Origin of the sequence: Motilimonas cestriensis, assembly GCF_021295315.1 — a bacterium.
In the GTDB taxonomy this organism is placed as follows: domain Bacteria; phylum Pseudomonadota; class Gammaproteobacteria; order Enterobacterales; family CBDFNC01; genus Motilimonas; species Motilimonas cestriensis.
The window spans coordinates 170,139-196,629 of record NZ_JAIMJA010000001.1; the positions used below are offsets into that span (position 1 = coordinate 170,139).

Sequence of the window (26,491 nt, forward strand, 5' to 3'; positions counted from 1 at the left end):
GCAATTAGTTTACGTGATAAGCGCAATAAAAGGCAATTTATACCCAAACGACTTCTTATATCCAAACAACTTCAGGATATGCCACTAACTTAGCGAATGTATCAAGGCCAAATGTGCGGTGGCTGAACGCCACTAGGAGTATTACTGGATGGTAAATCGATTTGGGCTGAAAAAAATTTAGCTTAAATTGCAACTGACAGTCACCGATTGAAAACGGGTAACTGTCAGAGCAAGTCTGAGTTAGTACAACTAACCCACTTTTTGATTGGTTTCGAACAAGGGTTGAACCACAGCAGATTGCGCTTTAGGGGTTCGCCCTAACTGCTGCGCAACATAGTTGCTCACGGAGCTTTGCTCATCCGCATTTAAGATAATGCCAAGTTTTGTTCGGCGCCATAATATATCTTGTGCAGTAAAAGCATACTCACCTGTGATTAGGTAATCAATTTCACATTGGTACACGCCTTGACCAAAGTGCTGCCCCATTTGCGCCTCTGTAGTTATCCCTTGTAACCATGTATTTACCTGTGTGCCGTACAACTGGCAGTAACGACGAATGGTTTTATCACTTAACCAAGCACACTGCTGGCGTAACTGATTGCTTAATGCAGCTTCATCGTAGCCTTGCGCGCCAGGGAGTAACGAGTCAGCTGTCCAGCTGCCGCCCATACGCGGAAAGAAAGGCGCCAGCTGCTTCATCGCCGCTTCTGCTAGTTTACGGTAAGTGGTGAGTTTGCCACCAAAAATCGACAACAGTGGTGCACCAGCCCCTTTTTGCTCTAGCGATAAAGTGTAATCACGGGTGATCGCTTGAGGTGAATCAGACTCGTCGTCACATAATGGTCGAACACCACTAAAGCTCGACACCACATCATCACGCTTAATTTGGTGAATGAAATGCTTATTAACAATCTTAATCAAGTAATCAACTTCTTCCTGATCAATCTCAACCTTTCTGGCATCGCCTTTAAACTCGACATCGGTGGTGCCAATCAACGAGTAATCTTCAAGATACGGGATCACAAACACAATGCGCTGGTCATCGTTTTGCAAGATGTATGCTTGTTCTTCATTGTGGATCTTCGGCACAATAATATGTGAGCCTTTAATTAAACGAATACCGTAGGGTGACTTCGCGTCCATATTATCGGTAATAAAACTGCGCACCCAAGGGCCAGTTGCATTAACCAGAGCGCGAGCTTGGCGCTGAAAACGCGTGTTGGTGCGCTTATCTAATAACGTAACTTGCCAAAGCTCTCCTACTCGCTCCGCTTTTTCAACATGACAGTAATTCTTGATTTCCGCGCCATGTTGCTCTGCTTGTTGAATGTTCAGCAGCACTAAGCGCGCATCATCTACCCAACAATCAGAATACTCAAAGCCTTTTACCATCTCATCTTTAAGTACGTTGGTTTGGCGAAAATCAACGCCATGACTGCCTTTTAAGGTGGTACGTTTGCCTAAGTGATCATAAAGAAATAAGCCCGCACGGATCATCCACGCCGGGCGTAAAAAAGGACGATGAGGCAAACGAAAACGCATGGGTTTAGCAATATGCGGCGCCTTTTTAAGCAAGACTTCACGCTCCGCAAGGGATTCAGACACCAAGCGAAACTCATAATGCTCAAGGTAACGCAAGCCGCCATGGATTAACTTTGAGCTAGCAGAAGAGGTTGCAGAGGCAAAATCGCTTGATTCATATAAACCGACCTTTAACTGTCGGCCAGCAGCATCGGCGGCAATGCCCGCGCCATTAATCCCACCACCAACAATAATCAGATCTAACACATCATTCACATTTTCTTGCTTGTTCATTTTCAACCTCTGTTCGAATTGGTAATTTTTAATGTTCGTTCGAGCATTTGTGGTTAATCTACCGAAAATTACAATTAAGTCTAGTGTATTTTTTGTTAATTAATTTACATTATTCAACCATTTCAATATAAGACACTGTTTTTAATCAAAAACAGCATATATAAGCCTATTTGCATTTTTCTCCCCATCGTATAAACAGGGCCAAACAGTGCATAAAATAGACAACAAAAGGCTCGATAATGAACATAAACATTAAAATTATGAGCGTACGCACATTTTTGATTGTTTTATGTTTACAACTTGTAAACATATTGTAACTTTGCGTTCGAAATCTTCCAAAAAACAACGAACAGGTTAATTTTTATGAGAACAAATAATGAAAAACAATTGCTCGGAGAATGCCTCTCAGAATTTATCGGTACTGGGTTACTGATTTTTTTCGGTGTTGGTTGCGTCGCTGCGTTAGTGTTAACAGGCGCAACATTTGGCCAGTGGGAAATAAGCATTATTTGGGGCGTGGGTGTCGCGATGGCTATTTATTGCTCGGGTGGTGTCTCTGGCGCTCACCTTAACCCAGCCGTCACCATTGCATTAACGTTAAGCCACGGTTTTGATAAACGTAAAGTGCTGCCGTATATCGGTTCACAATTGCTGGGCGCGTTTAGTGCCGCGGCACTGGTCTATGCCTTATACAGTAATTTATTTATTGACTATGAACTCACTCACAACATGGTACGAGGCAGCCAAGAAAGCTTAGCGCTGGCGGGGATCTTCTCTACTTACCCCAACCCATTACTCAGCTTTGGCGGGGCCTTCGCAGTAGAATTAGTGATCACTGCGGTGTTGATGTTTGTGATTTTAGCGTTAGGGGATGATCGCAACGGCGCAGCCAATGGTGCCGCCACGCCGTTACTGGTTGGTTTGTTAATCGCGGTAATTGGTGGCTCGTTGGGTCCACTAACCGGCTTTGCCATGAACCCTGCGCGTGACTTTGGCCCAAAATTTTTCGCCTACCTAGCTGGCTGGGGTGACATCGCCCTGACTGGCGGTAAAGACATTCCGTATTTCATTGTACCCATTTTAGCTCCCATCATGGGCGCGTCACTCGGCGGCTGGCTTTACCCTAAAGTGATTGGTATTTACCTTACCAATGACGAGCAAACAGCAAATGAACCCGCTGAAAATGCACCACAAGTTTCAACAAACGCATAAACATCACGATCTACAATTAAAGAAAATAGGACATTATCATGGAAAAGAAATATATCGTTGCTCTAGACCAAGGCACAACTAGCTCTCGCGCCGTCGTACTCGATCGTGATGCCAATATTGTTTGTAGCGCGCAACGTGAATTCACCCAAATTTATCCGCAAGCAGGTTGGGTTGAGCATGATCCATTAGAAATTTGGGCGTCACAAAGCTCAACATTGGTTGAAGCGTTAGCTAAGGGAGGTTTGCATTCTGATGAGATCGCCGGCATTGGTATTACCAACCAACGTGAAACCACCATTGTTTGGAACCGCGCAACGGGCAAGCCCATTTATAACGCCATAGTTTGGCAATGTCGCCGTACAGCCAGCATTTGTGAAGAGCTCAAACAAGCAGGCTTAGAAGATTACATTCTCGAAAATACCGGCCTAGTGGTTGACCCTTACTTCTCCGGCACCAAAGTAAAATGGATTTTAGACCATGTTGAAGGCGCGCGTGAGCAAGCTGAAAAAGGTGAATTAGCGTTCGGCACCGTGGACTCATGGCTGATTTGGAACATGACCCAAGGTCGTACCCACGTCACCGACCCAACCAATGCCAGCCGTACTATGCTATTTAACATCAATACCCTAGAGTGGGATGACAAACTACTTGATGCATTAGCCATTCCTCGCGCCATGATGCCAGAAGTCAAATCATCATCGGAAGTATACGCACAAACCAACATAGGTGGTAAAGGCGGCACACGTATTCCAATCGCCGGTATTGCAGGGGATCAGCAAGCGGCTTTATTTGGCCAAATGTGTGTAGAAGCCGGACAAGCCAAAAACACCTACGGCACAGGTTGTTTCTTATTAATGAACACGGGTGATAAGAAAGTTACCTCCAAAAACGGCCTATTAACCACCCTCGCCTGCGGTCCAAAAGGCGAAGTAAGCTATGCACTAGAAGGGGCTGTATTCATGGGCGGCGCATCCGTACAATGGCTGCGTGATGAGCTACAACTAATTAGCGATGTTGCCGACACCGAATATTTTGCCACTAAAGTAGACACCTCAAATGGCGCTTATGTGGTGCCAGCATTTACTGGCCTTGGCGCGCCACATTGGGACCCGTATGCCCGCGGTGCCATTGTTGGGTTAACCCGTGGGGTAAACCGCAATCACATAATCCGTGCCACATTGGAAAGTATCGCCTATCAATCATTAGATGTTATTTCCGCAATGCAGGCAGATTCAGGTATCAAGCTCGATTTTCTAAAAGTGGATGGCGGCGCGGTGGCCAACAACTTCTTAATGCAGTTCCAGTCTGATGTGTTAAACACCGAAGTTCAGCGCCCAGTGGTAACAGAAGTAACGGCATTAGGCGCTGCTTATCTCGCAGGTTTAGCGGTGGGTTTCTGGGGCAGCATTGAAGAGCTTAAACACAAATCAGTGCTGGATCGTTCGTTCCAACCTTGTGCCGACGACGGCAAACGTGAACGCCGCCATAATGGCTGGAAACGTGCGGTTGAATGTGCCAAAGGTTGGATCACTGAATAACCTATCGTTAAGAAGTTAGCCATAATAAGGCAAACAACGCCTCTGCCCCCAAGCCATCGCTAAGTGTTGCGCTTGGGGTAATCACCGCAATTATTAATAATAACCCGCAGTTTTGCTTAAGCTTATTACAATCGGATAAAGTATATTTTGCTGATCCAGAATTGAGGTTAATAAGGGTTTAACTGCGCATCAATTCCAGCAGCTGAGTATTCAACTGCACCAACGCCAAGTTTAACTGGTCACGTTGTTTTTCAGCCATTTCACTGGTTTCATGCTGTATTTTTTGCAGCGCCTCTTTTACCTTCTTTATTTCATCTTTGGTCGCTTGAATCTGCTCTTGCTTCACATCTTCATTGGTTTTACTGCCTTTACTTAGCTCTTGCTGGCGCTGGCTAAGCATTTGCTCTTTTAATTCATCACTGACTTTTGGCTTATTTGGCCCTTGGCCGCCCTGCTCTTTTGCCAGCAGCTCACGCGCTTGCGGCGAAATGCTGACCGTATCACCAGTCGGCGGTGGTGGTGGCGGATGATCCACGCCCTCGAGGCGGTCTTCCTTTACCTCAGTCGGCCCTTGTGGCCTAACTAGGGATGGATTAACATCAAACCCATCGCGTTGCGGCGTTATGTTCATAATGTGCCATAAAATAACGAATACTTAATCTCGTTATCGGCATTGCTGCAGCAATCTTTAACCCATTCTAAACAAGGTTCTATCATGGATATCAGCACCAAAACCGAGCTTGAAGCCGCCGCCTTTCGCCGCCTACTGGCTCACTTAGACCAGCATAAAGAAGTGCAAAACATTGATTTGATGATCACGGCTGACTTTTGTCGTAACTGCTTAAGTAAGTGGATAGCTGCAGAAGCGAAAGCGCGTGATGTTGAGCTAACAGATGATGAAGCGCGAGAGTGGATTTACAAAATGCCCTATTCACAATGGAAAGAGCAGCACCAGCTGCCCGCTACCGATGAGCAAATGGCGGCGTTTAACGCCAAGAAAAAGTAATTGAACCAATTTATCACTAAATTGAAACACGGCTTTCTTGTTGGTGCCAAGTCGTCACCAACAAGAAAATGACGGTTACTTGTTCAACATTTCAGCAGATAACTTTAATAGAGAATCACCATTTATTTCAGCGGTTGAAATTTCATTGTGAAAATCTCGTCTAAGTTTTTGCACCTTCTCACTAAGATCCCTGACTTTCGATATATCTCTTGATGGTATTTTATCCCACGCAACAGCGTTAGCCAAAGGGGTAGGTTTCGTTGGTTGATTAGCGATAAGAATGTCTGGCTTCACGCCTTTAAACTGAAAACTATCACCATTTAAGCGATACAACTGCCCAACACTATATTGTAAAGTACCAAACTCGAAATCCTTTACATCATAAATTCGTTTAAGTTTCCTCGCCATTTTCACTAGCCCCATACCATAACTGGTGTGACCAACAAGGATTGCTCGTCCATGCTCTTGCATCGCTGCAGCAAAGAGCTCGGCAGAGCCTGCCGTTTTAGCATCGGTGAGAATAATAATATCCTTTTCAAAGGATAAAGAGTGAGTGGACTCGGTCCGCTCGACATTAACCCTATTGGTTTGACTGCGAATCTGAAAAACCTCGGCATCAGGCAGAAATAAAGCTGCTAATTTTGTGGCTTCTCTTAAAGATCCACCTTCATTGCCCCTCAAATCGATAATTAAACCTCGAATCTCATTCGCATTGATACCTGCTAATTCGCTTGCGACTTGTTGTGCAACGTCGACTGGAAACGAACTAATTTTAAGTACAGCTACACGTTGTGTCATATCTGGAAATTTAAGCGACTCCACACTGATTGCCTGCTGTTTAATATTTTTCCTTGTTAACTCTACTTGCTTTATTTCGCCAGTTTTCTCTTCGAATAAGAGCCGAACTTTTGTACCTAACGCTCCATTTAATAAACTAAGAATATCAAGAGGATCACGACCAATAATGTCTTGATAGTCAAAATCTGACTGTGCTATCGCCAACAATTCGTCCCCAGCTTCAATTCCTGCATTTGCTGCCGGAGAGCTCAAATACACATCGGTTATTTTAGCTCCACTGCCGACTTTTAAACCAACACCATACGCCTCTTCACCCATTCCTATTAATGAAGTGTGAAAACGAGCTGGATAATAGTTACTCGCAGGATCATAAGCCACCACGTAATGATGAGCGAGGATCTCGAATACATCAAAATCTGACAAATTTGCAATTTTGTCTATTTGGTATTGATACCTTTGTTGCAATACAGTTAGCGGATGTTTATAGGGAAGATCTTCAATCACAGCTAAATCTTGTTGGCTTTTATACTTCCAATATGCAATAAGGTAATTTTGCGAAATACTCTGAGAGCTATCTCGCGAAGGAGCCTTTAAGCTCACTTTACTGGGCTGCTTTAACAGCGACTTGGCATACTCATAACGATTTTGTTTAATCGATAATAGTTCGCGTGTATTTTGAATCAACCTAGTTATGCCACCACTTGCAAACTCTTCCGCAAAATGGACATTTTTAGACCGGAACTCACTCACATCTTGATCAGTAAAGAAGATTCGCTGTGGATCAAGACCGGCAATTAATCCATTCAGCATATGTTGTGATAATTGAGCATCAACAGCTATTGGCCTTAAATGTGCACGCTGTAAAATTTCCGTGATACGTTGCGCCGAAACAATTTCAGCGGTTCGGTTAGTACCTGTATTTAAGTTACGAGGTAAAGACTGCTCTAAAGGTTGAACAGGTCGATCAAGTTGATAACTTTTCTGGGGTGTAGAAGGTGGAGCAGTGCTAGCACAACCCGCTAGTAACATGGAGGCAGTCAAAACATAGAGTTTAACTTTCATAATCGCCCTAACTTATTAAAAATAGGGCGAAATATAACAAAAACCAGGATTTAGAACAAATTGATTAACTCACCAAGCTATCATTCACAAAATAAAAGTAGCCTATGTTTAATAGTGTCAGTTCAACTGGCTAACCCGCTTTAGGTCGGTAATGCTCACAAATGCCGTGTAAAAAGTTACGCAGTAATTGATCACCACACGCCTTGTAGTTGCGGCTATCATATTTACGAAACAGCGCGCTGAGCTCAGGGCGAGATAAAGCAAAACCCGCCTTATCCATAATGTCGAGTAAGTCGTCTTCTTTTAATTCAAACGCAATACGGATTTTCTTCAAAATCAAGTTGTTATTCATACGTTGTGCGGGTGCAGGCGCTTGCCCTTCACGTACACCGCGGCGCTGAATAATTAATCCATCTAAAAACTTTTCGAGCACCGCGTCGGTACACTCTAAATAGCCTTGTTCATCTTCTTTTTTCAATAACAAGCTAATGGAAAATGGCTTGATCTTATGGCCAGCTAAAGCAAAGATCGCTTGCATGTCAGTTTCTTTTAAATTCAACGCGTAACGCAGGCGACGTAAAACAAGGTTATGGATCATAAAACACTCCGAAAATTAAGGCGGCTAAACTACCACAAAAGCCTTGTATTATCGAGGAGCAATTGAGCACAGCTTGCCAGTGACAGCTACGTTGGGACTGCGATAAAAGCTGTATATCCATACAGTTGCAATGGCACTTTTGCTATTTGGCTCGATAAACTTTTCAAAAAATTCTCGCTTTGTTCACAACAAATTTCTAACTAGCTGATATATAATGGCAAAAAAAGTAAGCCATAAAATTTAGCGAGCCAAATTTGGCGCGCTAAATGAATTCTCGCTTTGTTTTCCCCTGTGTTGCTTGTTACGGAAAGCAAAAGAGCATTTAACTGGCTGAATATTATTAATTTATTTTTTACGGAATGACGGTTTTCGTGCGCTAGCGTGCGGGATTTATACGGAATTCCGTATAATACGCTGTTAAATTTTTGAGGCATGTATGTTCGAAATCGCCAATAGTTCTCCATTTTTTGAACTTATGCATAGTGAAGAACCTTTACTTGTTCAGAACATAGAGGTTGTGAACGATAATAAAATCAACATGGATATAAGTTATCATAATCCTAAAAAATTCATTTTAGAGTTAAACAACTTATTAAAAAGTACTATTTTTTTTGTTGAAACGGCGATGAAAAATAGCCCTGATTGGTTAAGAAACTCCGTGAAGGATTTTAGGGAATCTAATATTGATGAATATGAAATATTAAAAAACCTTAGAAATACTAGTGCACATCAATCCTTGGTCTTTCCAAATGAATCTCTTTCGATGGGCTTATATCGCGTGCAATCAGAAATAGAATACAAACAAAAAATCGGAATAGGTGATCATGAAAAGCCAGGAAAATATTCATGGGATTTAGCATTCAAAAATACTAATGATTTATTTCATGATGTTCTGGTATTCCAAAGTATTGCATTTATGGATCTTGAGCATAGTGCTTTATGGGAATGCTTAGGGATAACACGCCGTTGGTTTTTCCATGTCAAATTTAAAAACAGAGATACTACCTTTGATGAAGTAATAGATGTCTATAAACTTATATGTAACTTTTCAACTAAATTACTCGATCAGGTTTGTAATGATTATGCAAAGCTCAAAGATCTGAAATTCTCTCAAAATTTCCACGCTGAACTACCGGAATGTAATTTTGTAAATACTATTCTCGAAATAGACCTGTATCCGTCACTGTTTTGTAAGTGGTGGGAAATTGAAGTAGAACCATTAAACTTTGGTATATTAGCTACAATAAATGAAGCCAATCAATTTCATTGGATTAATTCATTCCATACAAATGCTTATGATAATTTAATGAAGAACTCAGATGAATATATCTCACAATTAGAAAGCATTATTAAATTAGAGCCAAAAGAAATATATACAGAAGAACATGCGCTTAAAGTATTTTCATTTATAAAATTAAATCATTGGCACGTAAAGTCTGCGTTCAATGCAAGTCTAATGGATACACCAGTTGATATTGGTGACATTATGAGAATACAAAGACTGGGAAAAATATTCATGGATGAATATGCAAAGAAAAAGCAATGTACTATTTCTTCTAGCTATCAAAGCTTTAGGTCTCACCTTCAAGCGGTGCATAAAAATTTAACAAGCGCTTTAAACGGAACAAAAACAGTTGGTTAGGTTCCGCTTCGCTGCACATTATAACCAACAATTTTTGTCCGCTTAAGCGGGCGTTGAGGCTGTAGAATTACTCGATTTTAACAAAAACAAGTGTGATTTAAGGTTTGTAAATGCATTAGCAAAGTCGTTTTAATGGCTTAGAATGCGATACAGAGACTCAAAAAAATCACTAAATATTATTCAAAGAAAAATTCTACAGGCTCGCTATACATCATGGATTATCAAATGAAGTTGTTTATATGTTTGGCATTTCTGTTCGTCTGTTTTACGTCAAGTGCTAACACCCCCTATGAATTACCACGAAGCTCAGTAATCGAGCTTGAAGAAAAATCTAGTGGGCGTATCTACCCCTTGTTTATTCAACTGCCACCTTCCTACACGACGAATACTGACCAGATTTACCCGGTAATTTACCTCACCGACGCGCATTACAGCTTTCCAATTGTGAGTGGTGCTATGCGTTTTCCGATGAATAGCGGCCTAATGCAGCATGCAATCATTGTTGCAATGTCTTATGAGAAAGGTTCGAAGGGTGCCAGCAGCAGGATCAGAGACTACACGCCAACATCGGCGAAAGCCTGGAAGTTGCAGACTGGAAATGCTAAAGCGCACACAACTTTTTTGCGTGAAACCGTAATGCCATTTATTGAAAGCCAATATAGGGCGAGCAAAACGGATCGAACCTTTGTCGGTAATTCACTGGGCGGTTTATTTGGTGCTTATATTCTATTTACTGAACCGGATTTGTTTTCCAGCTACATATTGGGGAGCCCATCGGTTTGGTTTGATGATTACGCAATACTAAATATCCCCTTAACCAAAGCAAAGGCGAAGATAAAAGTATATTTATCCGTAGGCGAGTATGAAACGCCAGCTTTTGGCGAAAGGCAAGACATGGTTGCTGGTGCTATGCAGCTCAGAGACAGAATTACAGCATTAAGCAACGCAGAGATGGAGCTAAACTTTGCCGTCGTTTCAGGCGCCAGCCACGCCACAGCATTCCCGACTACGGCCATTCAAGGCTTGGATTGGGTATATGGTATAAAACGGAAATGATGCATAACAAATCGCGGCTTTCGGGGCCTGCGGCACCTACGACGCTCACAAGTTCGCGCGCATGCGACTTATGAGATCAACGAAAGAGATAAAATTTAATGTATAAAGTTGGCGTTGTTTTATTTGATGATTTCACAGATGTAGACTTCTTTCTTATGTATGACTTGCTTGGGCGAACAACTGATAGTTGGTCAGTTAGCATACTGGGAACTAAACCTGAACATTATTCCCATCTTGGTATGAAAGTTAAAACTGACGGACATATTTCTGAGGTAACGAATCAAGATGTCGTTCTTATAACGAGTGGTAAACGTGGCATTCCAGCCGCCATGAGAGATACTGAATTTATGTCAGCGCTGAATCTTGACCCAAAAAAGCAGCTAATTGGTTCGATTTGTGCGGGGTCATTTATCCTTCATGAGCTAGGTATACTAAAAGGTAAGCCGTTAACGACGAATCCAGACGCTAAGAGTGTTCTGCAAAGTATGGGAGGAGACGTTCAAGACTTACCTCTCGTGGTAGAAGGTAACGTAGCCACTGCCGGAGGTTGTCTCTCACTAATGTATCTAATTGGTTGGCTGGCAGAGCGGCTGTTTGACTCAAGTAAGCGAAAAGCTATACAGAATCAATTAATCCCAGCTGGACAGTTAGAACTTTTTGAAGAGCTCATTGCCACGACTATTCAATCAGCAGAGTTGAAAAATTCGCATAATCGGTTAGCCGGAGGTCTCTAACCACCAGCCCCCACACCACCCATCATGCACTCTTGATTGAGAAGATATGCAATGGGCGGTTCATCTTCCGTAATGAATAGTAATCCAAATGTCCTTCAGTGATACCAGACCTTGAGCAGCAAGGAACTCATTGCTTATACCTATGTTTATTCCTTTGGTTTTCGAGCTTCTGCAGGGCCCTTTGCTGGTGATACCACAAGCAATGGCGAGACGTTCACTGACACCCAACTTGATTATACTCCTCACTTTGGTGCGCGGTTTTCGCCATTGTCGCCAGTAGCACATTCTCAGTCTGCGCCGGATCCAATGATCTAAATCCACGGTAAGCTGATAAGCGTTTGCAACCAGATAGTAATATCCCCAGCCGCGTAAATATTGCGTCAATTTATGAATTTGTAGGGTCATTGAGATCCCCCAATTACGGTTGCTTAGCTCCCTGACTTTGGCCTTAAATCGCTTTAATGCACTGTCGTGGATCTGAATTTTGCCGTAACGGAGGGTAAACCCGAGAAACTTGGAGCCAGATACAGGCCCTTCCAGCAGTTTGCTCTTAATTCCTTGCCAATGTTGTTCAGCAAAGTCATAAAACACATCAATACTCATGTTGTCGTTGCCGGGTACCCCTTGTCTTGTGCTAGCTCATCTCCAGCCTACGCCTGATATGATGTTCTCCGGATGGCCGTCCCGTTCTCAGCTCGCAGTTTTGCTAGCGGCTTCCTCCAGACCTTTCCTCACGGAAAAACCCTTGCCATTCGCTAATAGTTAACGTCTAATAATCAAAAGGTTATATAGACGGTGATTTTCCTATAGAGGACTTTCACCTAATCAGCGCATACCCACGCTGGACGTGCACAAGAAATTAAACGCAATCAAAAACTTCTGGCTATGACTGAAAATAAGGTCTAAAATTAGCACTTATTTAAATATTTAATTGGTGTTGTTATGAGACAGGTTTTAGCTGATTGTTCAGCAAGTATTTCTGAGTTAAAGAAAAATCCAACAGCTTTGTTAAACGAAGCCGATGGTTCTGCTATTGCTATCCTAAACCACAATAAGCCAGCAGCTTATCTTGTACCAGCAGAGACTTATGAGTTTCTAATGGATATGCTCGATGACTACGAGCTTGCTAAACTTGTTGAAAATCGCCGCGGTGAGTTATCTGAAGCGGTGGAAGTAGATATCGATGACTTATAAGCTTAAATTTTTACCTGCTGCCAAGAAAGAATGGAGCAAGTTAGCTCCACCAATTCAAAGTCAGTTCAAAAAGAAGCTTAAAGAGCGTCTAGAAAACCCGCATGTACCTTCGTCTAAACTTCGTGGTTATGACTCAGTTTACAAGATCAAACTACGTACAGCAGGGTATCGCTTAGCCTATGAAGTCATCGACGATGAAATCGTGGTGTATGTGTTGGCTATTGGAAAACGGGATAAAGATGCAGTGTACAAAAAGTTAGCATCGAGGTTCTTGTAACGAGACTGTAGAATAACTCCAACAGCCAGATTTGACTAAAAAACGAGTCCCTGCAATCAATCCTAAGCGCTTTTAAGTCATTAGGTAATGCATTTGGAACCCATAAAACAGGCTTTTTTTCTTAAAAAAGAGAAATTCTACAACCTCAACAGCAGCATAATTGGCTAGCCGGAGGTTTCTAACCTCCAGCCCCCCCACACCACCCATCATGCACTCTTGATTGAGAAGATGTGCAATGGTCGATTCATCTTCCGTAATGAATAGTAATCCAAATGTCCTTCAGTGATACCAGACCTTGAGCAGCGAGGAATTCATTGCTAATGGCGATATTTATCCCTTTGGTTTTCGAGCTCCTACAAGCCCTTTTCTGGTGATACCACATAGGCAACGGCGAGACGTTCACTGACACCCAGCTTGATTAAACGTCTCACTTGGGTGCGCGGTTTTCGCCAGTAGCACATTCTCAATCTGCGCCCGACCCTATGATCGTAAGCGCTCAATACTAAACGTAAGTTTAACAAATAATCTAACAATACAGACATATATACCTGCACTTTATATCAGTTGCGAAACAATATAACGAATAAGTATCGATATTCATTGAATAGCATTGCATAAACCGTAAAAAAACAGTAGTCTGCGCTAAATTGACTAGATACGTATGTATAGTGAATAAGTATGCCAAAGAGTTCGGCTATTATTGACTAGCTGCAACACGAGATTCGCAATGATGAATAACACTCAAACAATCAAACAGCACAAATCAAAATCAAACTTCTGGATCTTTTTAATTCCTTCTTTGATCGGTTTATTCTTGTTTATGGCACCTGTTACCTATAACGGTGACATTACCATTCCTATTGCGATACTGGCGAAATCTATCCAAGCATTGCTGGGGGATTATCTTGTTGGCATCGTGACTGCAATCGTGGCATTTATGGCAGCAGCATCTATGCTTTTTCGTATTAAGAACCCGACTTTTATTGCTAACAGCACATTTTTAAATGGGTTATTCAATCCATCACCTCTTTGGTTAGCAGTACGCATCATAGGTGGTATTGCGGTAGTAATGACTTACTTTCAACTTGGACCAAAAGCCATTTGGGAAGGTAACACTGGTGGTTTAGTGCTTGAAGGTTTGCTACCAACACTATTTTCTGTCTTTATTTTCGCTGGTCTATTACTCCCACTACTGCTTAACTTCGGCTTGTTAGAACTGTTTGGTACATTGCTGTCAAAAGTGATGCGTCCAATATTCAATCTTCCTGGTCGTAGTGCGATTGACTGTATGGCTTCTTGGTTGGGTGACGGTAGTGTTGGTATCTTGCTGACCAGTAAGCAATACGAAAACAAGTTTTATACCGAGCGTGAAGCTGCCGTTGTTGGTACCACGTTCTCGGCGGTATCAATTACGTTTAGCTTGGTGGTGATAGCGCAAGTTGAGCTTGAACATATGTTCCTGCCATTTTATGCGGCGATCTGTTTAGCAGGTTTCGTTGCTGCAATGATCATTCCTCGCTTACCTCCACTAAGCTACAAGAAAAATACCTTTATTGATGGTACGGCTCCTGCACACGATGCTGATGCCATTCCTATGGGCCACTCTAGCTTTAGTTGGGGTTTGGAGCTTGCGCTAGAAAAAGCAGGAAGAGTGAAATCAATTAAAACGATTGTGACTGAAGGCGTTCAAAATGCAGTCGATATGGTTTTTGGTGTGCTGCCTGTCGTGATGGGGCTTGGTACAGTGGCATTGGTCATCGCAGAATACACTTCAGTATTTACATTCCTAGGCCAACCCTTCATTCCATACTTAGAGTTATTAGGTGTACCGGAAGCGACTGAAGCATCAAAAACGATTGTGGTTGGTTTTGCTGATATGTTCATCCCGTCGATTCTTGCTGCGTCGATTGAAAGTGAGATGACACGTTTTGTTATTGCGGCAATGTCAGTCACTCAGCTAATTTACATGTCGGAAGTAGGTGCACTGCTACTTGGTAGCCGTATTCCCGTAAACATTTTTGAGCTGTTTGTTATCTTCATTCTGCGCACAGTGATCACGCTACCAGTGATTGCTGGTGTCGCACACTTGATTTTCTAAGTTACCGATTATTTAAATGACAAATGTACGAAAGGCTTCCAGTTGTTGGTAGCCTTTTTCGTCTCTAACGATCACTCTTCAAATAAGGCTAACTTGATACGCCTTAGTCAAACGACGTTAACATCCAGCGACGCGAAAAATGGTCGAAATTGCGGCACCCAGTTTCCAAAGCGAAATGCACCTCCCTGCTAAACTTGAAGTGGTCCAAGGACTTGGAAGTACAGGTGGTTTTTGGTTTATTAAAGTAACGAAAGAGGATAAATTTCACTCGATTACTTATCAGGGAGCGCTGTCAAAAAAGCAGCTAACGCTAGAGCTTACAAAAATAAACCAATATTTGTATAGAAACACCTAATCGTCGACTAGCAGAATTTCTGCATTCGGGAGAAGTAATGGATTACAACACATTTTTACCTAGTAAAAGTCTATCTTCATTTATTAATTGCTTTTGGACGCTTGAAGTCGCTTCGGAAGAAAAGCCAGCAAAACAACGTATTGTTCCCGATGGCTGCATTGAATTAACCTTCATATTAGGCGATGACATTAAGCGCTATACCTCAGCAAATGATTACATACTGCAGCCACGCGCCATGGTACTTGGACAAACGGTTTCCCCTTTCTATATTCAACCAACAGGATATGTTCATACCTTCGCCGCCAGTTTCTTTCCTTATGCTTTCTCCCATTTTGTATCTAAGCCAATAATAAGTCTAAGAAATAAAGAAACATCAATTTATGAATTATTTGGGCATGATGAAGCCGCAGAGCTGGAAGGTGACATCATTCGAGCACTGGATACCAAGCAAAGAATTAAGATCCTTGAGAATTTTCTTCTTGCCAAACTGAGTGCCCCTCATACCATTGAGAACATTGTAAAAACAACAGTGGACGTTATATTTTCAAAAAATGGCAATGTATCCATTGATGCAATCACCGAGTCAAACCCCAATAAAAAACGCCAGTTAGAAAGAAAATTTTTGAACATGGTTGGCGTAAGCCCGAAAAATTTAAGTAAACTTGTGCGCTTGCAAGCGGCTTTAAAACTAATAATAAGCCAAGAAGACAGCCTTACGAGCATTGCGTACAAAAGCAACTATTATGACCAATCTCACTTTATTAAAGACTTTAAGGAATTCACAGGAGTCAACCCTCGCGATTTTCTCGACGACAAAAGCATGGCGCTTTCTTTGCTTTTCAACAAATAAGCAGATCTGTCGCTTTTTTACAATTTCTTGTTGCTACCCTGCTCTATCTTGAAAACTGCTCGCTCAAAGTAATACACGACCATCAACAGCGGCACATTAATCACACAGAATGCTAGCAGTACAGGCAAAACTACAAGGATGAAATAATGCACAGTATCGCATCAATTTTTGAGATCCCAGCAACAGACTTAGATCGTGCGGTAAAATTTTACGGCAGCATTTTTGCTTTAACGATTGAAATCATGGATATTCCAGGGATGAGAATGGGAATATTCCCTTACGAGGATCAAGCTACGGTTGGGGTGATTGTCCAGGGGGAAGGCTACTTGCCGTCTAGCTCAGGCATCACCTTATATTTAAATGCAGGCGAAGACCTTCAACTGGTGCTATCAAAAGTAGAAGCAAATGGCGGAAAAATTCTCGCAGCCAAAACACCACATGCAGACGAAAGCGGTTTCTTCGCATTATTTCTAGACACAGAAGGAAACCGACTTGGCCTGCACTCTCCCAAGTAAAAAAGTTGCATGCTACCCAGCACATTGATATGAAACGGGCGACAAGGCAAAAGCGTATACCTTGAGCGCTCACACTATCATTGAAAGGTCACGAGTCAGCCAGCGCTCTTTGCTCTGGCTGACGGTTTTTCACAAGTTAATGCAACGTGTCACACCTGATTGCTGGGCAAATTCTTCATCATGACTGACCAAAATAAAGCCACTACGATAATCTTTTAGCGCCTGCGCCAGCATTATTTTTGAATCAAGATCCAGATGGTTATCTGGCTCATCAAGTAACAACAGTGGTTGCATTGATTGATGGCTAACAATCAACATCGCAAGTTTCATCTTTTCGCCGCCACTGAGCATGCCGCCAAGGCGAAAAACATTGTCACGACGAAAACCAACACCCGCTAGTAGAGTTCGCGCATCACTCTCAGCTATGCCATCACAATGTTGCGTCAAGTTATCCAACATCGATAATTCAGGCCGAACAGCGCCAAAATGTTGGTCAAGGTAATAAAGTGGTGTATTCAGCTGCAGCGCGCCTGTTTGCAGTCGCTCCTCACCTAAGAGTGTTTTCAAAAAGGTCGATTTGCCAGCGCCGTTTTGCCCTATTAGATGCACCTTATCAGCTGAAAAGATCTGCTGTGTAATGGGTTGCGCACTGCCGAATGCCAATCTCCCCTGCACAATAGAAACCACTTTGCGAGCGCGGCTTTGATTGTCTGCCAAATACAGTTTCTGACTTTTTATTTGCTCTTTTCTTGCGCTTAGCGCCTGCTGTGTTTCAAGCAGGTGAGCTTGGCGCAGTTGCTCATTTTTATTGCGGTTCGAGGCGCGAGCACTGGCTTTGTCTTTTTTGGCATCAAGTAAAATGGATGGCTGACTGCCCTCTTTGCGTAACTTGTTGCCTTGCGCGGCTCGTTGCTCTGCTTTTTCTCGATTGCGCTGCGCTTGCTCTACAAGCTGTTTTTTCTGTTTCTCAATACTGGCTAATTGACGCCCAACCGATTGTAACTCAATGTCTTTTTGTTCAGCGTAAATGTCATAGTTGCCACCAAACACTTGCAAGCCCAATTTAGACAATTCCCACACTTCTTGCATTTCTCGCAGTAATTCACGATCGTGGCTAATGAGCAAAATGGCTCCTTTAAACGCCTGCATCGATTCAATTAACCAATGCTTACCATAGCGATCAAGATGATTTGACGGTTCATCAAGGATCAACAGCTCAACATCGCTATCCAACAATTGCCACAGCTGTAATTTCGCTAGCTGCCCCCCGCTCAGTTGAGCGCAGGGAAAGTCAGGCGTTGGTGGTAACCCCATGGCGCTAAGCTGCGCACTAAGCCGGGCTGGAAGGTCCCATTCATCGCCAATCAGGTCAAACCAATGTGCTGAGCAATCGCCCAGCTCAATCTGCTTGAGCCCTTGAAGTACATCGTCTTTCGCCAAAAACTGCGCGATAGTAAGTTCGCCAGCAAGTAACTGCGACGGTTGCTGGCGATACACACCAAACGATGTTGGCAAAGTAACAGTGCCACTCGATGGGATTAGCTCGCCGCTTAATATTGATGCAAATACCGATTTTCCCACTCCATTGCGACCGACTAAGCCAACACGGCGCTTGGTCATTGAGCATGACAATTGTTGAAATAACACGTCACCGTTTTCAAATTGATGGTGAATATGGTGAGCTTGTAACACTGGCATAATTTGCCTCCTGTGTGACAGGGACATAAGCCGTAGCTAAATACAATTTAGTGATGAGAGCGATGCTAATACACGCACTTATAAAAGCGATTCAAATCAATGAATGAAAATGTAATGGCAACGAAATATCGGAAAGTGAGCTACGCCTACTAACCCTGTAGATCCAAAAATAAAGTAAGAAATGGATAACAGGTTTAGATCTTCATGTTGGCGTAAACTCCTCAAGAAATAGTGGAGTTATGTTAATCAGCTAACTGGACTAAAGTCAAGCCCGCAATAAGAAGCAATCCGTACCAACAGCCGCGATTATCAAGCAAACGATTTATATCAAATACTTTGAACAAGCTGGTGCTGACCAAGTTACTTTTAGGTGATATTATTTTTACAATGAGTTGGACAATAAAGTAACCGCTTTTCGTTGTAACTTATTTGATGCTCGGTATTTTAGTTTTTCGGTGAGCCGTTTTTCGCGGTACGAAAATATTCAAATTCAAGTGAGTATACCGCTAGTTTTACTTCGTTCAGCCGCATTAAAATCAATTTGGAATGTTATAAATGAGTATTTTACTTAACGCATATTGTACACACCTTATGCCTCCTTCATTAGCTTTTCCCCATACGCTTCATGGACGCCGTGATTTAACCAATCCTGAACTCACGCAGCATTTAAAAGGGTTTCAAGGCTATGTAATGGAAAAAGGCAACAAGGAAATGACCAAGATTAAATATCATCTCCTTAGGCACATTCAAAGAGTCAATCATCATTTTAGCTTTACTATTGAAGAGACTGATTTAGATGCTTTAGCACAATGGTCATTGGATTCTAACGCCATCCTTTTTCTCAAAGATGGCTCTATTCGTAGTCCAGTGGGAAGCGTCTTATTTACTCCAAGTGGTGATCTACCTGATCCAGCTGTTAACGTCCCCTTTTTACCCGAAAGTTACAATCGTAGGGAGCAGACAGAACACTTTCTCAAGCAAAATAATATTCCGGTGCCCAAGCTACCGCCTATTCCATGTGAGCAAGAGTTACTATTGCGGTCTGAAGATGCAATTTATCATCGTGCCATGGCTCTTTTTGTCGTCGCACTTAGGGCTGAATACCTTGCAACAGGGGAGCCTATTCAAATTGAGACCCTCAAGGAAAAAATTCCTGACGGATTTAGAGATCTTAGCCCTGCTGAAATCGTTTTTCTAAACGGTGAACCAAGTGAAGAAGAGGTCATACAATTTGCTTGGCGCTATGAAGGGGTTGCTTTATTACTTTGGGTACTAGGGTTGCTACCTGAGCTTGACTTCCCAAACTCAATTTGCGATGTGCCTAACGTAGCTAAAATAGCCTTTAACTGCGATGCCCTTAAAAAGGATATTAAATTGAAGCCAATCAATGAAGTATTGGATTGTTTGGATTTGCACTACCGACTTCATTGGCTATGCCGGCAGGCTGCGCTTGATGAAAAACCACTTCCCTTTGAAGTTGATAGTGGCGTTATTGTAGAGCGTCACTACGCACTAAACTGGCTAATTGGCTTTGAGGGCTCAAATTGGGATGATGTAGACACACCAACCTAAATTTGAAGACATACTCACTACAAAGCCAGCTAGTATATGCCCAAGCTCCAGTTGATTATTGGCCAACGCAGTAAACAACTGGAACCCTTGCTAATCCCGAAGTGCAACTGTCATTAAAGACAATGGGTAGCTATGACAATCCCTCTGTCTCATTCTTGTTTGCAGTAAAGCCATGCGGCAGCAGCTGCACTCTGCTGTTACCTATGGCGCCACATCTGCAGAGATGGCGCTAACTGAACTTATCGCTTTAGCCAGCAGCACAGTCGTATCGCGTTAAATCATTATAGGATAGACAACATTGGCCTGGGATTAACTAATACCAAGAATGCGATCAGGTTGAGCAAAACGGGCTAAAACCTAAAAAGCGAAAATCAGCCGCACGGATGCGGCTGATAAGCCACCGAAAGGTTTTAGTGGGCTCTTTTCGGTATTATTTTGCTGCTGCCAATTTTTGTGCCAGTCGTTTAATGTCAGCCAAGGCTTGCTGCTTCGAAGCACGGTGGCGCTCATCACCAAACTCCTGATATTCAGATGCTATTTCATAAAAAGCATCTGCGCCAAGGTACGGAGAAAGTTGCTCAATATGGCGCGAAAGATGATTAAACTCATACTTAGCCTCGCCTTTTTTAAAATCAAACTCGCCCCAAGACGCCAGTAATACCACCTTTTTACCACTGAGTATTGGCTCAAGAGGTTGGTCGCCACGGGCTAAATCAAATGAAAAGGTTTTGTCTACTCTTATCACTAAATCGAACCAAGCTTTGAGCACCGCTGGCATGCCGTAATTATACATAGGACTACTGAGAACAATAATGTCGGCTTTGATCACCTCATCAATTAACCTATCAGACTGGGCCAGTACGGTGCGCTGCTGCTCACTCAACTCTCCCCTGGCAAAAGCTGCAGCAATAAACGCTTCATCTATAAACATAGGCGGGGTTAAAGACAAGTCACGATGAATAACTTCAGCTTGATTATATTGCTGCTTAAACTCATCAATAAATGTCTCGCCTAACATCCGGCTTATTGACATATGATGCTGCTGAGTTGGATGAAACTTCCTGACACTTGCGCTAACATATAGAACATTTTCCATGACACTCTCCTTATTTTTCTGATAGGTGGAGTGTACAAATCGCGCCGTACTCGTGACAAATTAGAAAAAGCCTTAAATAGATAACTTAAGATTAACTATAGAGACACTATGCTGACGCAAATATCTTCCCTTAATTACCTCAAAACCTTTGTTATTGCGGCGCAGCACTTAAGCTTTAAAGCGGCCGCTAACACATTAAATATTTCACCAACGGCTGTATCGCATCAGATCAAGGGGCTTGAGTCACAACTTCGCGTGGCATTATTCGTACGCCACACCCGTGCCGTGTCTTTAACGGATGCCGGTAATAAACTGTTGATCGCCTGTTTAGGCGCATTTAGTCAGTTAGATGCAACGCTCAATGAATTACAACACGACAAACGCGATCTCAACATATCCTGTTGCAACTCATTTGCCGCGCTTTGGCTAACGCCAAGAAGCGCACAAATCAGCGCCGCTTTCCCTCGCAATCCATTAAAAATATGTGCCAGTGATAGCCTGATCGATTTTTCACGGGATCAGCATATCGATATTGCCCTGCGCTATGGTCCAGACCAACACAACCCATCAGAACAATTGCTTGCTATAGAACAAATAGGCCTATACCAGTCGGCACAATTAATTGATAACAATCCCAATCATTTACCATCGGCCCTATTTGTTACCCAATGGGCGAATGAAAGCGTGCTTAAGAACATCACATGGCAAAGTCATGTGGACGAACCTGGTTATCGTGTTACCGCTGTTGAGCAGGAATATTTTGTGCTACAAGCCATTATGTCTGGGCAGGGGGTTGGGCTACTAAGTGATATCCTCGCCAAGACGGCTGTTGAACAAGGCTGGATAGTACCTGTAGCGGGCTTTACCGCGTTTACAGGTTATCGCTATTGGTTACGGGTTAATCCGGCGCGTAAAGAGATAGGCGCGGTAAAACAATTTAGTGATTGGATAAAGAATGAATTTTAAGCCTTTTTTAACTGAGAAGGTATGAAATAAACCTTGATACGAGTGCTGGCATCACGCACAAAACATAATCTATAACGATAGTCCACCTAACTGATAATTTTCAGCTACCTTTGGTAAAAGAGCGCAAACAGGACAACTAAACAATTAATGAACAAAAAGATGATAGGAACCCTTATCGCCATCGGTATTGTCTTATTTGCTGGCGCAGCCAGCTATCACTATGAAAAAGAAAGAATAAAGCAAATCACTAAAGAAACCCTGCTTTTTCGTATTGATAGCTTTGAGCAATACCTGCACTTAATGTCTGCCAGTAATATAGCCATGCGAAACGCAATGCGTAGCCATTATCAGCTTGCCCGACAAGGTGATCTAACCAACCATATTCTTGATAGCCTAGCTTTCTTTGAACAATACCAAGTTTATTCATTGCCTGAGGTTTATAACCCTGCTGATCCTAACTACCTAAATGGCACCCTCACTATCGCTGGTGAGGTAGATATCAACTCTCCTAACTTGCGTCACGAACTCACCGCGGCAATTTCCCTTAATGAACAGTTAGCGGTCTATGTAGGTGAAGCCAAATTGGCCCTTTGGACTTATTATATTTCCAAGCAAAAATTTGTGTATATATTGCCCAAGTTGCCCCTCAATCAATATCAGTTTTCTGAAAGTTTGTACTTGAAACCGTTTTGGCAACAACTTGAGCCGCAATCTAACCCTGAAGGCAGGCAAATGATTACCGACTTATACGAAGATTCTGCAGGACAAGGCTTAATGGTCACCATTGCCAGCCCTGTTTACTATCGCGGCGACTTTCTCGGTGTTATCTGTGTTGATGTCGGCATCGATTACTTACAATCGGTATTAAGAATTGGCGAGGCGGTTGGCGAGTCGGTATTGATAGATGAAAATGGCCTACTCGTTGCCACAGCTGGTGAGCCCAGCGAGGGCAAAAAATCCAATATTGTTTATTTACCTACCGCGCAGCAATGGCTCGAGCTTGATAGCAGTTGGGTTTATGCCGAGGAAATCAAGCCTGGCGAGCTGTATTTTGTTCATTCGTTAGCAAAGACTGAGCTGATGTTAGCAGCAATCCGCAAGTCTTTAACCGTTTGGCTGTTGTTGTTGCTCGGCTGCGTGCTGAGTTACTTAGCTTATAGCCAATATTGTGCATCGGTAAAACACAGGCAACTAATGCTGATCGACCCGCTGACTAAGCTCTACAACCGACGCGGTTTAGAAATTTTAGTTACACCTATTTATGCGCATTTAGCTCGAACGCAGCAATACGCGGCCATTTTATTAATTGATATTGATAAGTTTAAACAAGTTAACGACACCTATGGCCATGGTATTGGTGATGAGGTGCTGAAATCGACCGCAAAAATATTAAATAGAACCAATCGTAAAAGCGCTATTTGTGCCCGCTGGGGCGGTGAAGAGTTTATGGTGTTTTTACAGGCCGCAACCCCTAACGGCGCGATGTTAGTGGCCGAAAGAATACGGCAACAAGTTGAAAACAACACGCTAAGTGCGCAAAACTTAAACATCACCATTAGTGTCGGTATTGCTGTCACTCAAGGTGAAATGACGTTTGAGATGCTCGTTGAGCAAGCTGATAGCGCACTATACCAAGCGAAACAAAATGGCCGAAATCAGTCTGTGCTATTTACCCAACACATTTAATTTTGATGGCCTATCACCCTGCCCTACTTCACAGTGTAAACTAGCCGCTTGTCTACTATGGGTGAGTATCTAGGTAATCACTCACCCATGCTGCAAAACCAAGCCCCCCGGGTTTATTCATGACCGTGCTTGGCTTGTTTGTTAACAGGTGCCAATGTTGCTTAATATTAGCCACACCAATACTTTGCTTAAAAAAGCCAAACATCACATCGTCATTTGCCGAATCGCCGATAAATGCACAGTGTTGCTGGATTTGGTCTGAATCAAACTGATGATGACGCGCCAGCCAGTCGCGCGCGCCTTTTAGTTTGTCGTTATCCCCCAGCCACATATTAATGTGAATGGAGCTCGCCGTGGCATTGACACCGCGCTGTCTGATAAAGGCTAACACGCTGGCAACTTGCTCTGCGCTAACACCAGAAACCGCTTGATTAAAGTCAATCGCAACATCGTAACGGCGATAATCATTATCCTGAGCCAGCTGTAGTTTAGGGTAAGTACATACAATTTCGGTCGCCAGTTTAGATAACCGCTGTCGGTTTGCTTTTCTTGCTTGGCGATCGCAGCTGTCAATGTAGCTTAACTGCTCTCCTTCAGATTCAATGGTAAATGCGCCGTTTTCACCAATAACGGCGCTAACAGGCCATAATCTGGCAATTTGGTCACACCAACCCGCACAAGCCCCCGTTACAGGCACAACTTGAATGCCCGCTTGTTGTAAACGATACAGCGCAACTAATGTTTCTGCGGGTAACTTGCCTGCTAGGGTCAGGGTATCGTCTACGTCGGTAAACAAGACCTTGATCGGGTTTAAATCAGGTTTTATCGTCATAAAATAATCGTTCTACTCAGCTAAGTTTGCTCAGAGCGATGGCTCGCTCATCGGCTGCTATTGTTCTCAACTGTAAGCTTAAACTAACGGATTACACTGCCGGATTAAACTAAGTTGAGGTTATTTGATTCCCGCGGTCATAAATGACTGCATAAATTGGCGCTGAAAAATTAAAAAGATAGCCAGTAATGGCGCAATAGCGATTAAGGTTCCGGCACTTAATACGCCCCAATCGACCCCAGTTTCAGGTGAGCCAAAAAGTGCTAAGCCCACTGTAACAGGCCGACTTGCTTCGGTGTTTGTGATCACCAATGGCCATAAAAAATTATTCCAATGGTAACTCACTGAAACCAGTGCATAAGCAAGATAAGTCGGCTTAGCCAGCGGCACATACACTTTAACTAATATCGCAAGTGGCCCTAAACCTTCAATTCGGGCGGCGTCGTGCAGCTCTTGGGGCATTTGTTTAAATGTTTGGCGCAGTAAGAAGATACCAAACGCGCTGGCAATGTAGGGCAAGGCAATGCCCAAGTAACTATCAACCGCCCCTAGTTGAGCAATAAACTGATAATTTTCACTGATGAGTATTTCTGGCATCACCATCAATTGCAGTAATATCAATACAAAGACAACATTGCGACCGGTAAATTTGACTCTTGCTAAGGCGTAACCTGCCAGTGTGCATACCAGTAATTGGGCAATGAGCAAGATCGAAACACTGGCAAAAGTATTGATTAAATAGCGGGTAAAAGGCGCCATTTGCCAAGCTTGTTGAAAATTATCTAAGCTGATTGGCTCGCTTAAATCGAAAGTAATTGCCGCGGAGCCGGTATGAAGCGACGCCCACAGCATATAAAGCAAGGGCGAGATCCAGAGCAACGCCAATACCCACGCGGCAAGGGTATTACTCGCACTAAACCATTTAATGGATGCCGCTGAGCCCTTAGCGGAATTGATACTCATTGGTAATGTACCTTATTGCGAGATAAAGCAAATTGCAGCGCCGAAACAAGCGCTAGCACCGCCAACAAAAACAAGGTTTGAGTAGCAGCATAAGGTTGATCTAAATAAGAAAACGCAGTTTCATAAATATAGTAAAGCAACAAAGTGCTGGCGTTATTTGGCCCACCTTTAGTAAGAATAAATAAGTGGTCAACCAACTTAAACGCGTTAATCAATGCATTAATCAGGACAAATAAAGTTGTCGGAGCCAGTAACGGCATGACCACCTTACGAAATCGATACCATCGACTCGGCGACTCAAGCCGAGCGGCTTCGATAAGATCACTGGGCAACGATTGCAGCGCCGCAAGATAAAAAATCATAAAGAACCCCGCTTCCTTCCAGATAGTTAACATCATTAGTGCGCCTAATGAGGTGTCGGGATCCCCCAGCCAGTTATAGCCATTAATACCAAATACGCTTAAAAAACGGTTCAGCAAGCCAATATTGGGTTCATAAAAAAACAGCCATACGTTGGCAGCGGCCACCATAGGTAACAAGGTGGGTAGAAAAAAACCTAACCGTAAAAAACTGCGCCCTTTGAGCTTTTGGTTAACCCAAAGCGCCATGGTTAAGGCGAGAATAACGGAGGTTGGCACCGTGAATAGTGCATACCAAGCGTTATTGGTCAGCGCTTTGATGAACACCGGATCGTCGGCGAGATAATGAACGTTATCAAAGCCAGTGTAGAGCGTTGAGCCTGAACCGGTTGAGCTAAAAAAGCTGCTAAAAATACTATTAATCACCGGAAGGTAGGTAAACGCCCCCAATAGTGTTAACGCAGGTAGCAAACATAACCAAGCAAAAACCCATGGCTGACGACGCCAAGGGGACGTAAACAAAAAATTGCGCATAATGTTCTCAAATAGCGAGAGCGAGGCTCTCGCTG

At 43.0% G+C, this 26,491-nt stretch carries 24 protein-coding genes; 14 read left to right on the forward strand and 10 right to left on the reverse strand.

The features are described 5' to 3' along the window. Positions 1 to 249: 249 nt before the first annotated feature. Positions 250 to 1,815 (reverse strand): glycerol-3-phosphate dehydrogenase, encoded by a 1,566-nt coding sequence (glpD, locus tag K6Y31_RS00760; protein ID WP_233050963.1) that lies wholly within the window; start codon positions 1,813 to 1,815, stop codon positions 250 to 252. 363 nt (positions 1,816 to 2,178) lie between these two features. Between glpD and K6Y31_RS00765 the strand changes: the two genes are divergently transcribed. Both K6Y31_RS00765 and glpK read left to right on the forward strand, forming a co-directional pair. Further along, positions 2,179 to 3,027, forward strand: coding sequence for an MIP/aquaporin family protein (locus tag K6Y31_RS00765; protein ID WP_233050964.1), 849 nt, complete (start codon positions 2,179 to 2,181; stop codon positions 3,025 to 3,027). Between the two features lie 38 nt (positions 3,028 to 3,065). Beyond that, on the forward strand, positions 3,066 to 4,565 hold the full coding sequence (glpK, locus tag K6Y31_RS00770) for a glycerol kinase GlpK (RefSeq protein WP_233050965.1): 1,500 nt from the start codon (positions 3,066 to 3,068) through the stop codon (positions 4,563 to 4,565). A gap of 178 nt (positions 4,566 to 4,743) precedes the next feature. Here glpK and K6Y31_RS00775 read toward each other — a convergent pair whose 3' ends face one another. Beyond that, entirely contained in the window at positions 4,744 to 5,196 is a 453-nt protein-coding gene (locus K6Y31_RS00775) for a hypothetical protein (RefSeq protein WP_233050966.1), read from the reverse strand. Between the two features lie 84 nt (positions 5,197 to 5,280). Between K6Y31_RS00775 and K6Y31_RS00780 the strand changes: the two genes are divergently transcribed. Then, the gene (locus K6Y31_RS00780; RefSeq protein WP_233050967.1) at positions 5,281 to 5,571 is read left to right on the forward strand and encodes a DUF1244 domain-containing protein; all 291 of its coding nucleotides are present in this window, start codon (positions 5,281 to 5,283) and stop codon (positions 5,569 to 5,571) included. A 75-nt stretch (positions 5,572 to 5,646) separates the two neighbouring features. Here K6Y31_RS00780 and K6Y31_RS00785 read toward each other — a convergent pair whose 3' ends face one another. After that, positions 5,647 to 7,431: a S41 family peptidase gene (locus K6Y31_RS00785; protein WP_233050968.1), complete on the reverse strand. Its 1,785-nt coding sequence runs from the start codon at positions 7,429 to 7,431 to the stop codon at positions 5,647 to 5,649. Positions 7,432 to 7,561: 130 nt separating this feature from the next. Then, positions 7,562 to 8,029 (reverse strand): YehS family protein, encoded by a 468-nt coding sequence (locus K6Y31_RS00790; RefSeq protein WP_233050969.1) that lies wholly within the window; start codon positions 8,027 to 8,029, stop codon positions 7,562 to 7,564. Between the two features lie 436 nt (positions 8,030 to 8,465). Here K6Y31_RS00790 and K6Y31_RS00795 point away from each other — a divergent pair, with 436 nt between their 5' ends. From K6Y31_RS00795 to K6Y31_RS00805, 3 genes are all read left to right on the forward strand, one after another. Beyond that, positions 8,466 to 9,671 carry a hypothetical protein gene (locus K6Y31_RS00795; protein ID WP_233050970.1) on the forward strand — a complete coding sequence of 402 codons (1,206 nt, stop codon included), beginning with the start codon at positions 8,466 to 8,468 and terminating at the stop codon, positions 9,669 to 9,671. Between the two features lie 225 nt (positions 9,672 to 9,896). After that, on the forward strand, positions 9,897 to 10,727 hold the full coding sequence (locus K6Y31_RS00800) for an alpha/beta hydrolase (RefSeq protein WP_233050971.1): 831 nt from the start codon (positions 9,897 to 9,899) through the stop codon (positions 10,725 to 10,727). Positions 10,728 to 10,825: 98 nt separating this feature from the next. Next, the gene (locus K6Y31_RS00805) at positions 10,826 to 11,461 is read left to right on the forward strand and encodes a DJ-1/PfpI family protein (protein ID WP_233050972.1); all 636 of its coding nucleotides are present in this window, start codon (positions 10,826 to 10,828) and stop codon (positions 11,459 to 11,461) included. A gap of 60 nt (positions 11,462 to 11,521) precedes the next feature. Here the strand turns inward: K6Y31_RS00805 and K6Y31_RS00810 are convergent, their stop codons facing one another. Further along, positions 11,522 to 12,064, reverse strand: a complete 543-nt coding sequence (locus K6Y31_RS00810; protein WP_345790221.1) for a group II intron maturase-specific domain-containing protein — start codon at positions 12,062 to 12,064, stop codon at positions 11,522 to 11,524. 339 nt (positions 12,065 to 12,403) lie between these two features. Between K6Y31_RS00810 and K6Y31_RS00815 the strand changes: the two genes are divergently transcribed. From K6Y31_RS00815 to K6Y31_RS00835, 5 genes are all read left to right on the forward strand, one after another. Further along, positions 12,404 to 12,655, forward strand: a complete 252-nt coding sequence (locus K6Y31_RS00815; protein WP_233050973.1) for a type II toxin-antitoxin system Phd/YefM family antitoxin — start codon at positions 12,404 to 12,406, stop codon at positions 12,653 to 12,655. After that, complete coding sequence (locus K6Y31_RS00820) at positions 12,645 to 12,932, forward strand: type II toxin-antitoxin system RelE family toxin (RefSeq protein WP_233050974.1); 288 nt, start codon at positions 12,645 to 12,647, stop codon at positions 12,930 to 12,932. Before K6Y31_RS00815 ends, K6Y31_RS00820 begins: the two co-directional genes overlap by 11 nt. Before the next feature lie 727 nt (positions 12,933 to 13,659). Then, positions 13,660 to 15,030 carry a YjiH family protein gene (locus K6Y31_RS00825; protein ID WP_233050975.1) on the forward strand — a complete coding sequence of 457 codons (1,371 nt, stop codon included), beginning with the start codon at positions 13,660 to 13,662 and terminating at the stop codon, positions 15,028 to 15,030. Between the two features lie 392 nt (positions 15,031 to 15,422). Next, positions 15,423 to 16,235 (forward strand): helix-turn-helix transcriptional regulator, encoded by an 813-nt coding sequence (locus K6Y31_RS00830; protein WP_233050976.1) that lies wholly within the window; start codon positions 15,423 to 15,425, stop codon positions 16,233 to 16,235. A gap of 146 nt (positions 16,236 to 16,381) precedes the next feature. Next, complete coding sequence (locus K6Y31_RS00835; RefSeq protein ID WP_233050977.1) at positions 16,382 to 16,750, forward strand: VOC family protein; 369 nt, start codon at positions 16,382 to 16,384, stop codon at positions 16,748 to 16,750. Positions 16,751 to 16,879: 129 nt separating this feature from the next. Here K6Y31_RS00835 and K6Y31_RS00840 read toward each other — a convergent pair whose 3' ends face one another. Continuing rightward, complete coding sequence (locus K6Y31_RS00840; RefSeq protein ID WP_233050978.1) at positions 16,880 to 18,448, reverse strand: ATP-binding cassette domain-containing protein; 1,569 nt, start codon at positions 18,446 to 18,448, stop codon at positions 16,880 to 16,882. 555 nt (positions 18,449 to 19,003) lie between these two features. Between K6Y31_RS00840 and K6Y31_RS00845 the strand changes: the two genes are divergently transcribed. Beyond that, positions 19,004 to 20,020: a DUF4272 domain-containing protein gene (locus tag K6Y31_RS00845; RefSeq protein WP_233050979.1), complete on the forward strand. Its 1,017-nt coding sequence runs from the start codon at positions 19,004 to 19,006 to the stop codon at positions 20,018 to 20,020. Between the two features lie 430 nt (positions 20,021 to 20,450). Here the strand turns inward: K6Y31_RS00845 and K6Y31_RS00850 are convergent, their stop codons facing one another. Next, complete coding sequence (locus K6Y31_RS00850) at positions 20,451 to 21,116, reverse strand: FMN-dependent NADH-azoreductase (RefSeq protein WP_233050980.1); 666 nt, start codon at positions 21,114 to 21,116, stop codon at positions 20,451 to 20,453. Positions 21,117 to 21,224: 108 nt separating this feature from the next. Between K6Y31_RS00850 and K6Y31_RS00855 the strand changes: the two genes are divergently transcribed. Continuing rightward, positions 21,225 to 22,082 (forward strand): LysR family transcriptional regulator, encoded by an 858-nt coding sequence (locus K6Y31_RS00855; protein WP_233050981.1) that lies wholly within the window; start codon positions 21,225 to 21,227, stop codon positions 22,080 to 22,082. Between the two features lie 159 nt (positions 22,083 to 22,241). Next, positions 22,242 to 23,768 carry a sensor domain-containing diguanylate cyclase gene (locus tag K6Y31_RS00860; RefSeq protein WP_233050982.1) on the forward strand — a complete coding sequence of 509 codons (1,527 nt, stop codon included), beginning with the start codon at positions 22,242 to 22,244 and terminating at the stop codon, positions 23,766 to 23,768. 55 nt (positions 23,769 to 23,823) lie between these two features. On the opposite strand, the gene K6Y31_RS00865 is transcribed toward K6Y31_RS00860, so the two are convergent. The 3 genes from K6Y31_RS00865 to K6Y31_RS00875 all read right to left on the reverse strand — a co-directional run bounded on the left by K6Y31_RS00865 (position 23,824) and on the right by K6Y31_RS00875 (position 26,456). Continuing rightward, positions 23,824 to 24,600, reverse strand: coding sequence for an HAD-IIB family hydrolase (locus K6Y31_RS00865; RefSeq protein WP_233050983.1), 777 nt, complete (start codon positions 24,598 to 24,600; stop codon positions 23,824 to 23,826). 120 nt (positions 24,601 to 24,720) lie between these two features. Beyond that, positions 24,721 to 25,563 (reverse strand): carbohydrate ABC transporter permease, encoded by an 843-nt coding sequence (locus tag K6Y31_RS00870; RefSeq protein WP_233050984.1) that lies wholly within the window; start codon positions 25,561 to 25,563, stop codon positions 24,721 to 24,723. Then, positions 25,560 to 26,456: a carbohydrate ABC transporter permease gene (locus K6Y31_RS00875; RefSeq protein ID WP_233050985.1), complete on the reverse strand. Its 897-nt coding sequence runs from the start codon at positions 26,454 to 26,456 to the stop codon at positions 25,560 to 25,562. The genes K6Y31_RS00870 and K6Y31_RS00875 overlap by 4 nt, the downstream gene beginning before the upstream one ends. Positions 26,457 to 26,491: the final 35 nt, after the last annotated feature.

Coding starts and splice junctions, on each gene's coding strand:
- glpD (WP_233050963.1), bottom strand. CDS start 1,815: ATGAACAAGCAAGAAAATGTGAATGATGTGTTAGATCTGATTATTGTT.
- K6Y31_RS00825 (WP_233050975.1), top strand. CDS start 13,660: ATGATGAATAACACTCAAACAATCAAACAGCACAAATCAAAATCAAAC.
- K6Y31_RS00835 (WP_233050977.1), top strand. CDS start 16,382: ATGCACAGTATCGCATCAATTTTTGAGATCCCAGCAACAGACTTAGAT.
- K6Y31_RS00820 (WP_233050974.1), top strand. CDS start 12,645: ATGACTTATAAGCTTAAATTTTTACCTGCTGCCAAGAAAGAATGGAGC.
- K6Y31_RS00785 (WP_233050968.1), bottom strand. CDS start 7,431: ATGAAAGTTAAACTCTATGTTTTGACTGCCTCCATGTTACTAGCGGGT.
- K6Y31_RS00815 (WP_233050973.1), top strand. CDS start 12,404: ATGAGACAGGTTTTAGCTGATTGTTCAGCAAGTATTTCTGAGTTAAAG.
- K6Y31_RS00805 (WP_233050972.1), top strand. CDS start 10,826: ATGTATAAAGTTGGCGTTGTTTTATTTGATGATTTCACAGATGTAGAC.
- K6Y31_RS00780 (WP_233050967.1), top strand. CDS start 5,281: ATGGATATCAGCACCAAAACCGAGCTTGAAGCCGCCGCCTTTCGCCGC.
- K6Y31_RS00865 (WP_233050983.1), bottom strand. CDS start 24,600: ATGACGATAAAACCTGATTTAAACCCGATCAAGGTCTTGTTTACCGAC.
- K6Y31_RS00775 (WP_233050966.1), bottom strand. CDS start 5,196: ATGAACATAACGCCGCAACGCGATGGGTTTGATGTTAATCCATCCCTA.
- K6Y31_RS00855 (WP_233050981.1), top strand. CDS start 21,225: ATGCTGACGCAAATATCTTCCCTTAATTACCTCAAAACCTTTGTTATT.
- K6Y31_RS00810 (WP_345790221.1), bottom strand. CDS start 12,064: ATGAGTATTGATGTGTTTTATGACTTTGCTGAACAACATTGGCAAGGA.
- K6Y31_RS00875 (WP_233050985.1), bottom strand. CDS start 26,456: ATGCGCAATTTTTTGTTTACGTCCCCTTGGCGTCGTCAGCCATGGGTT.
- K6Y31_RS00795 (WP_233050970.1), top strand. CDS start 8,466: ATGTTCGAAATCGCCAATAGTTCTCCATTTTTTGAACTTATGCATAGT.
- K6Y31_RS00800 (WP_233050971.1), top strand. CDS start 9,897: ATGAAGTTGTTTATATGTTTGGCATTTCTGTTCGTCTGTTTTACGTCA.
- K6Y31_RS00850 (WP_233050980.1), bottom strand. CDS start 21,116: ATGGAAAATGTTCTATATGTTAGCGCAAGTGTCAGGAAGTTTCATCCA.
- K6Y31_RS00870 (WP_233050984.1), bottom strand. CDS start 25,563: ATGAGTATCAATTCCGCTAAGGGCTCAGCGGCATCCATTAAATGGTTT.
- K6Y31_RS00845 (WP_233050979.1), top strand. CDS start 19,004: ATGAGTATTTTACTTAACGCATATTGTACACACCTTATGCCTCCTTCA.
- glpK (WP_233050965.1), top strand. CDS start 3,066: ATGGAAAAGAAATATATCGTTGCTCTAGACCAAGGCACAACTAGCTCT.
- K6Y31_RS00840 (WP_233050978.1), bottom strand. CDS start 18,448: ATGCCAGTGTTACAAGCTCACCATATTCACCATCAATTTGAAAACGGT.
- K6Y31_RS00830 (WP_233050976.1), top strand. CDS start 15,423: ATGGATTACAACACATTTTTACCTAGTAAAAGTCTATCTTCATTTATT.
- K6Y31_RS00790 (WP_233050969.1), bottom strand. CDS start 8,029: ATGATCCATAACCTTGTTTTACGTCGCCTGCGTTACGCGTTGAATTTA.
- K6Y31_RS00860 (WP_233050982.1), top strand. CDS start 22,242: ATGATAGGAACCCTTATCGCCATCGGTATTGTCTTATTTGCTGGCGCA.
- K6Y31_RS00765 (WP_233050964.1), top strand. CDS start 2,179: ATGAGAACAAATAATGAAAAACAATTGCTCGGAGAATGCCTCTCAGAA.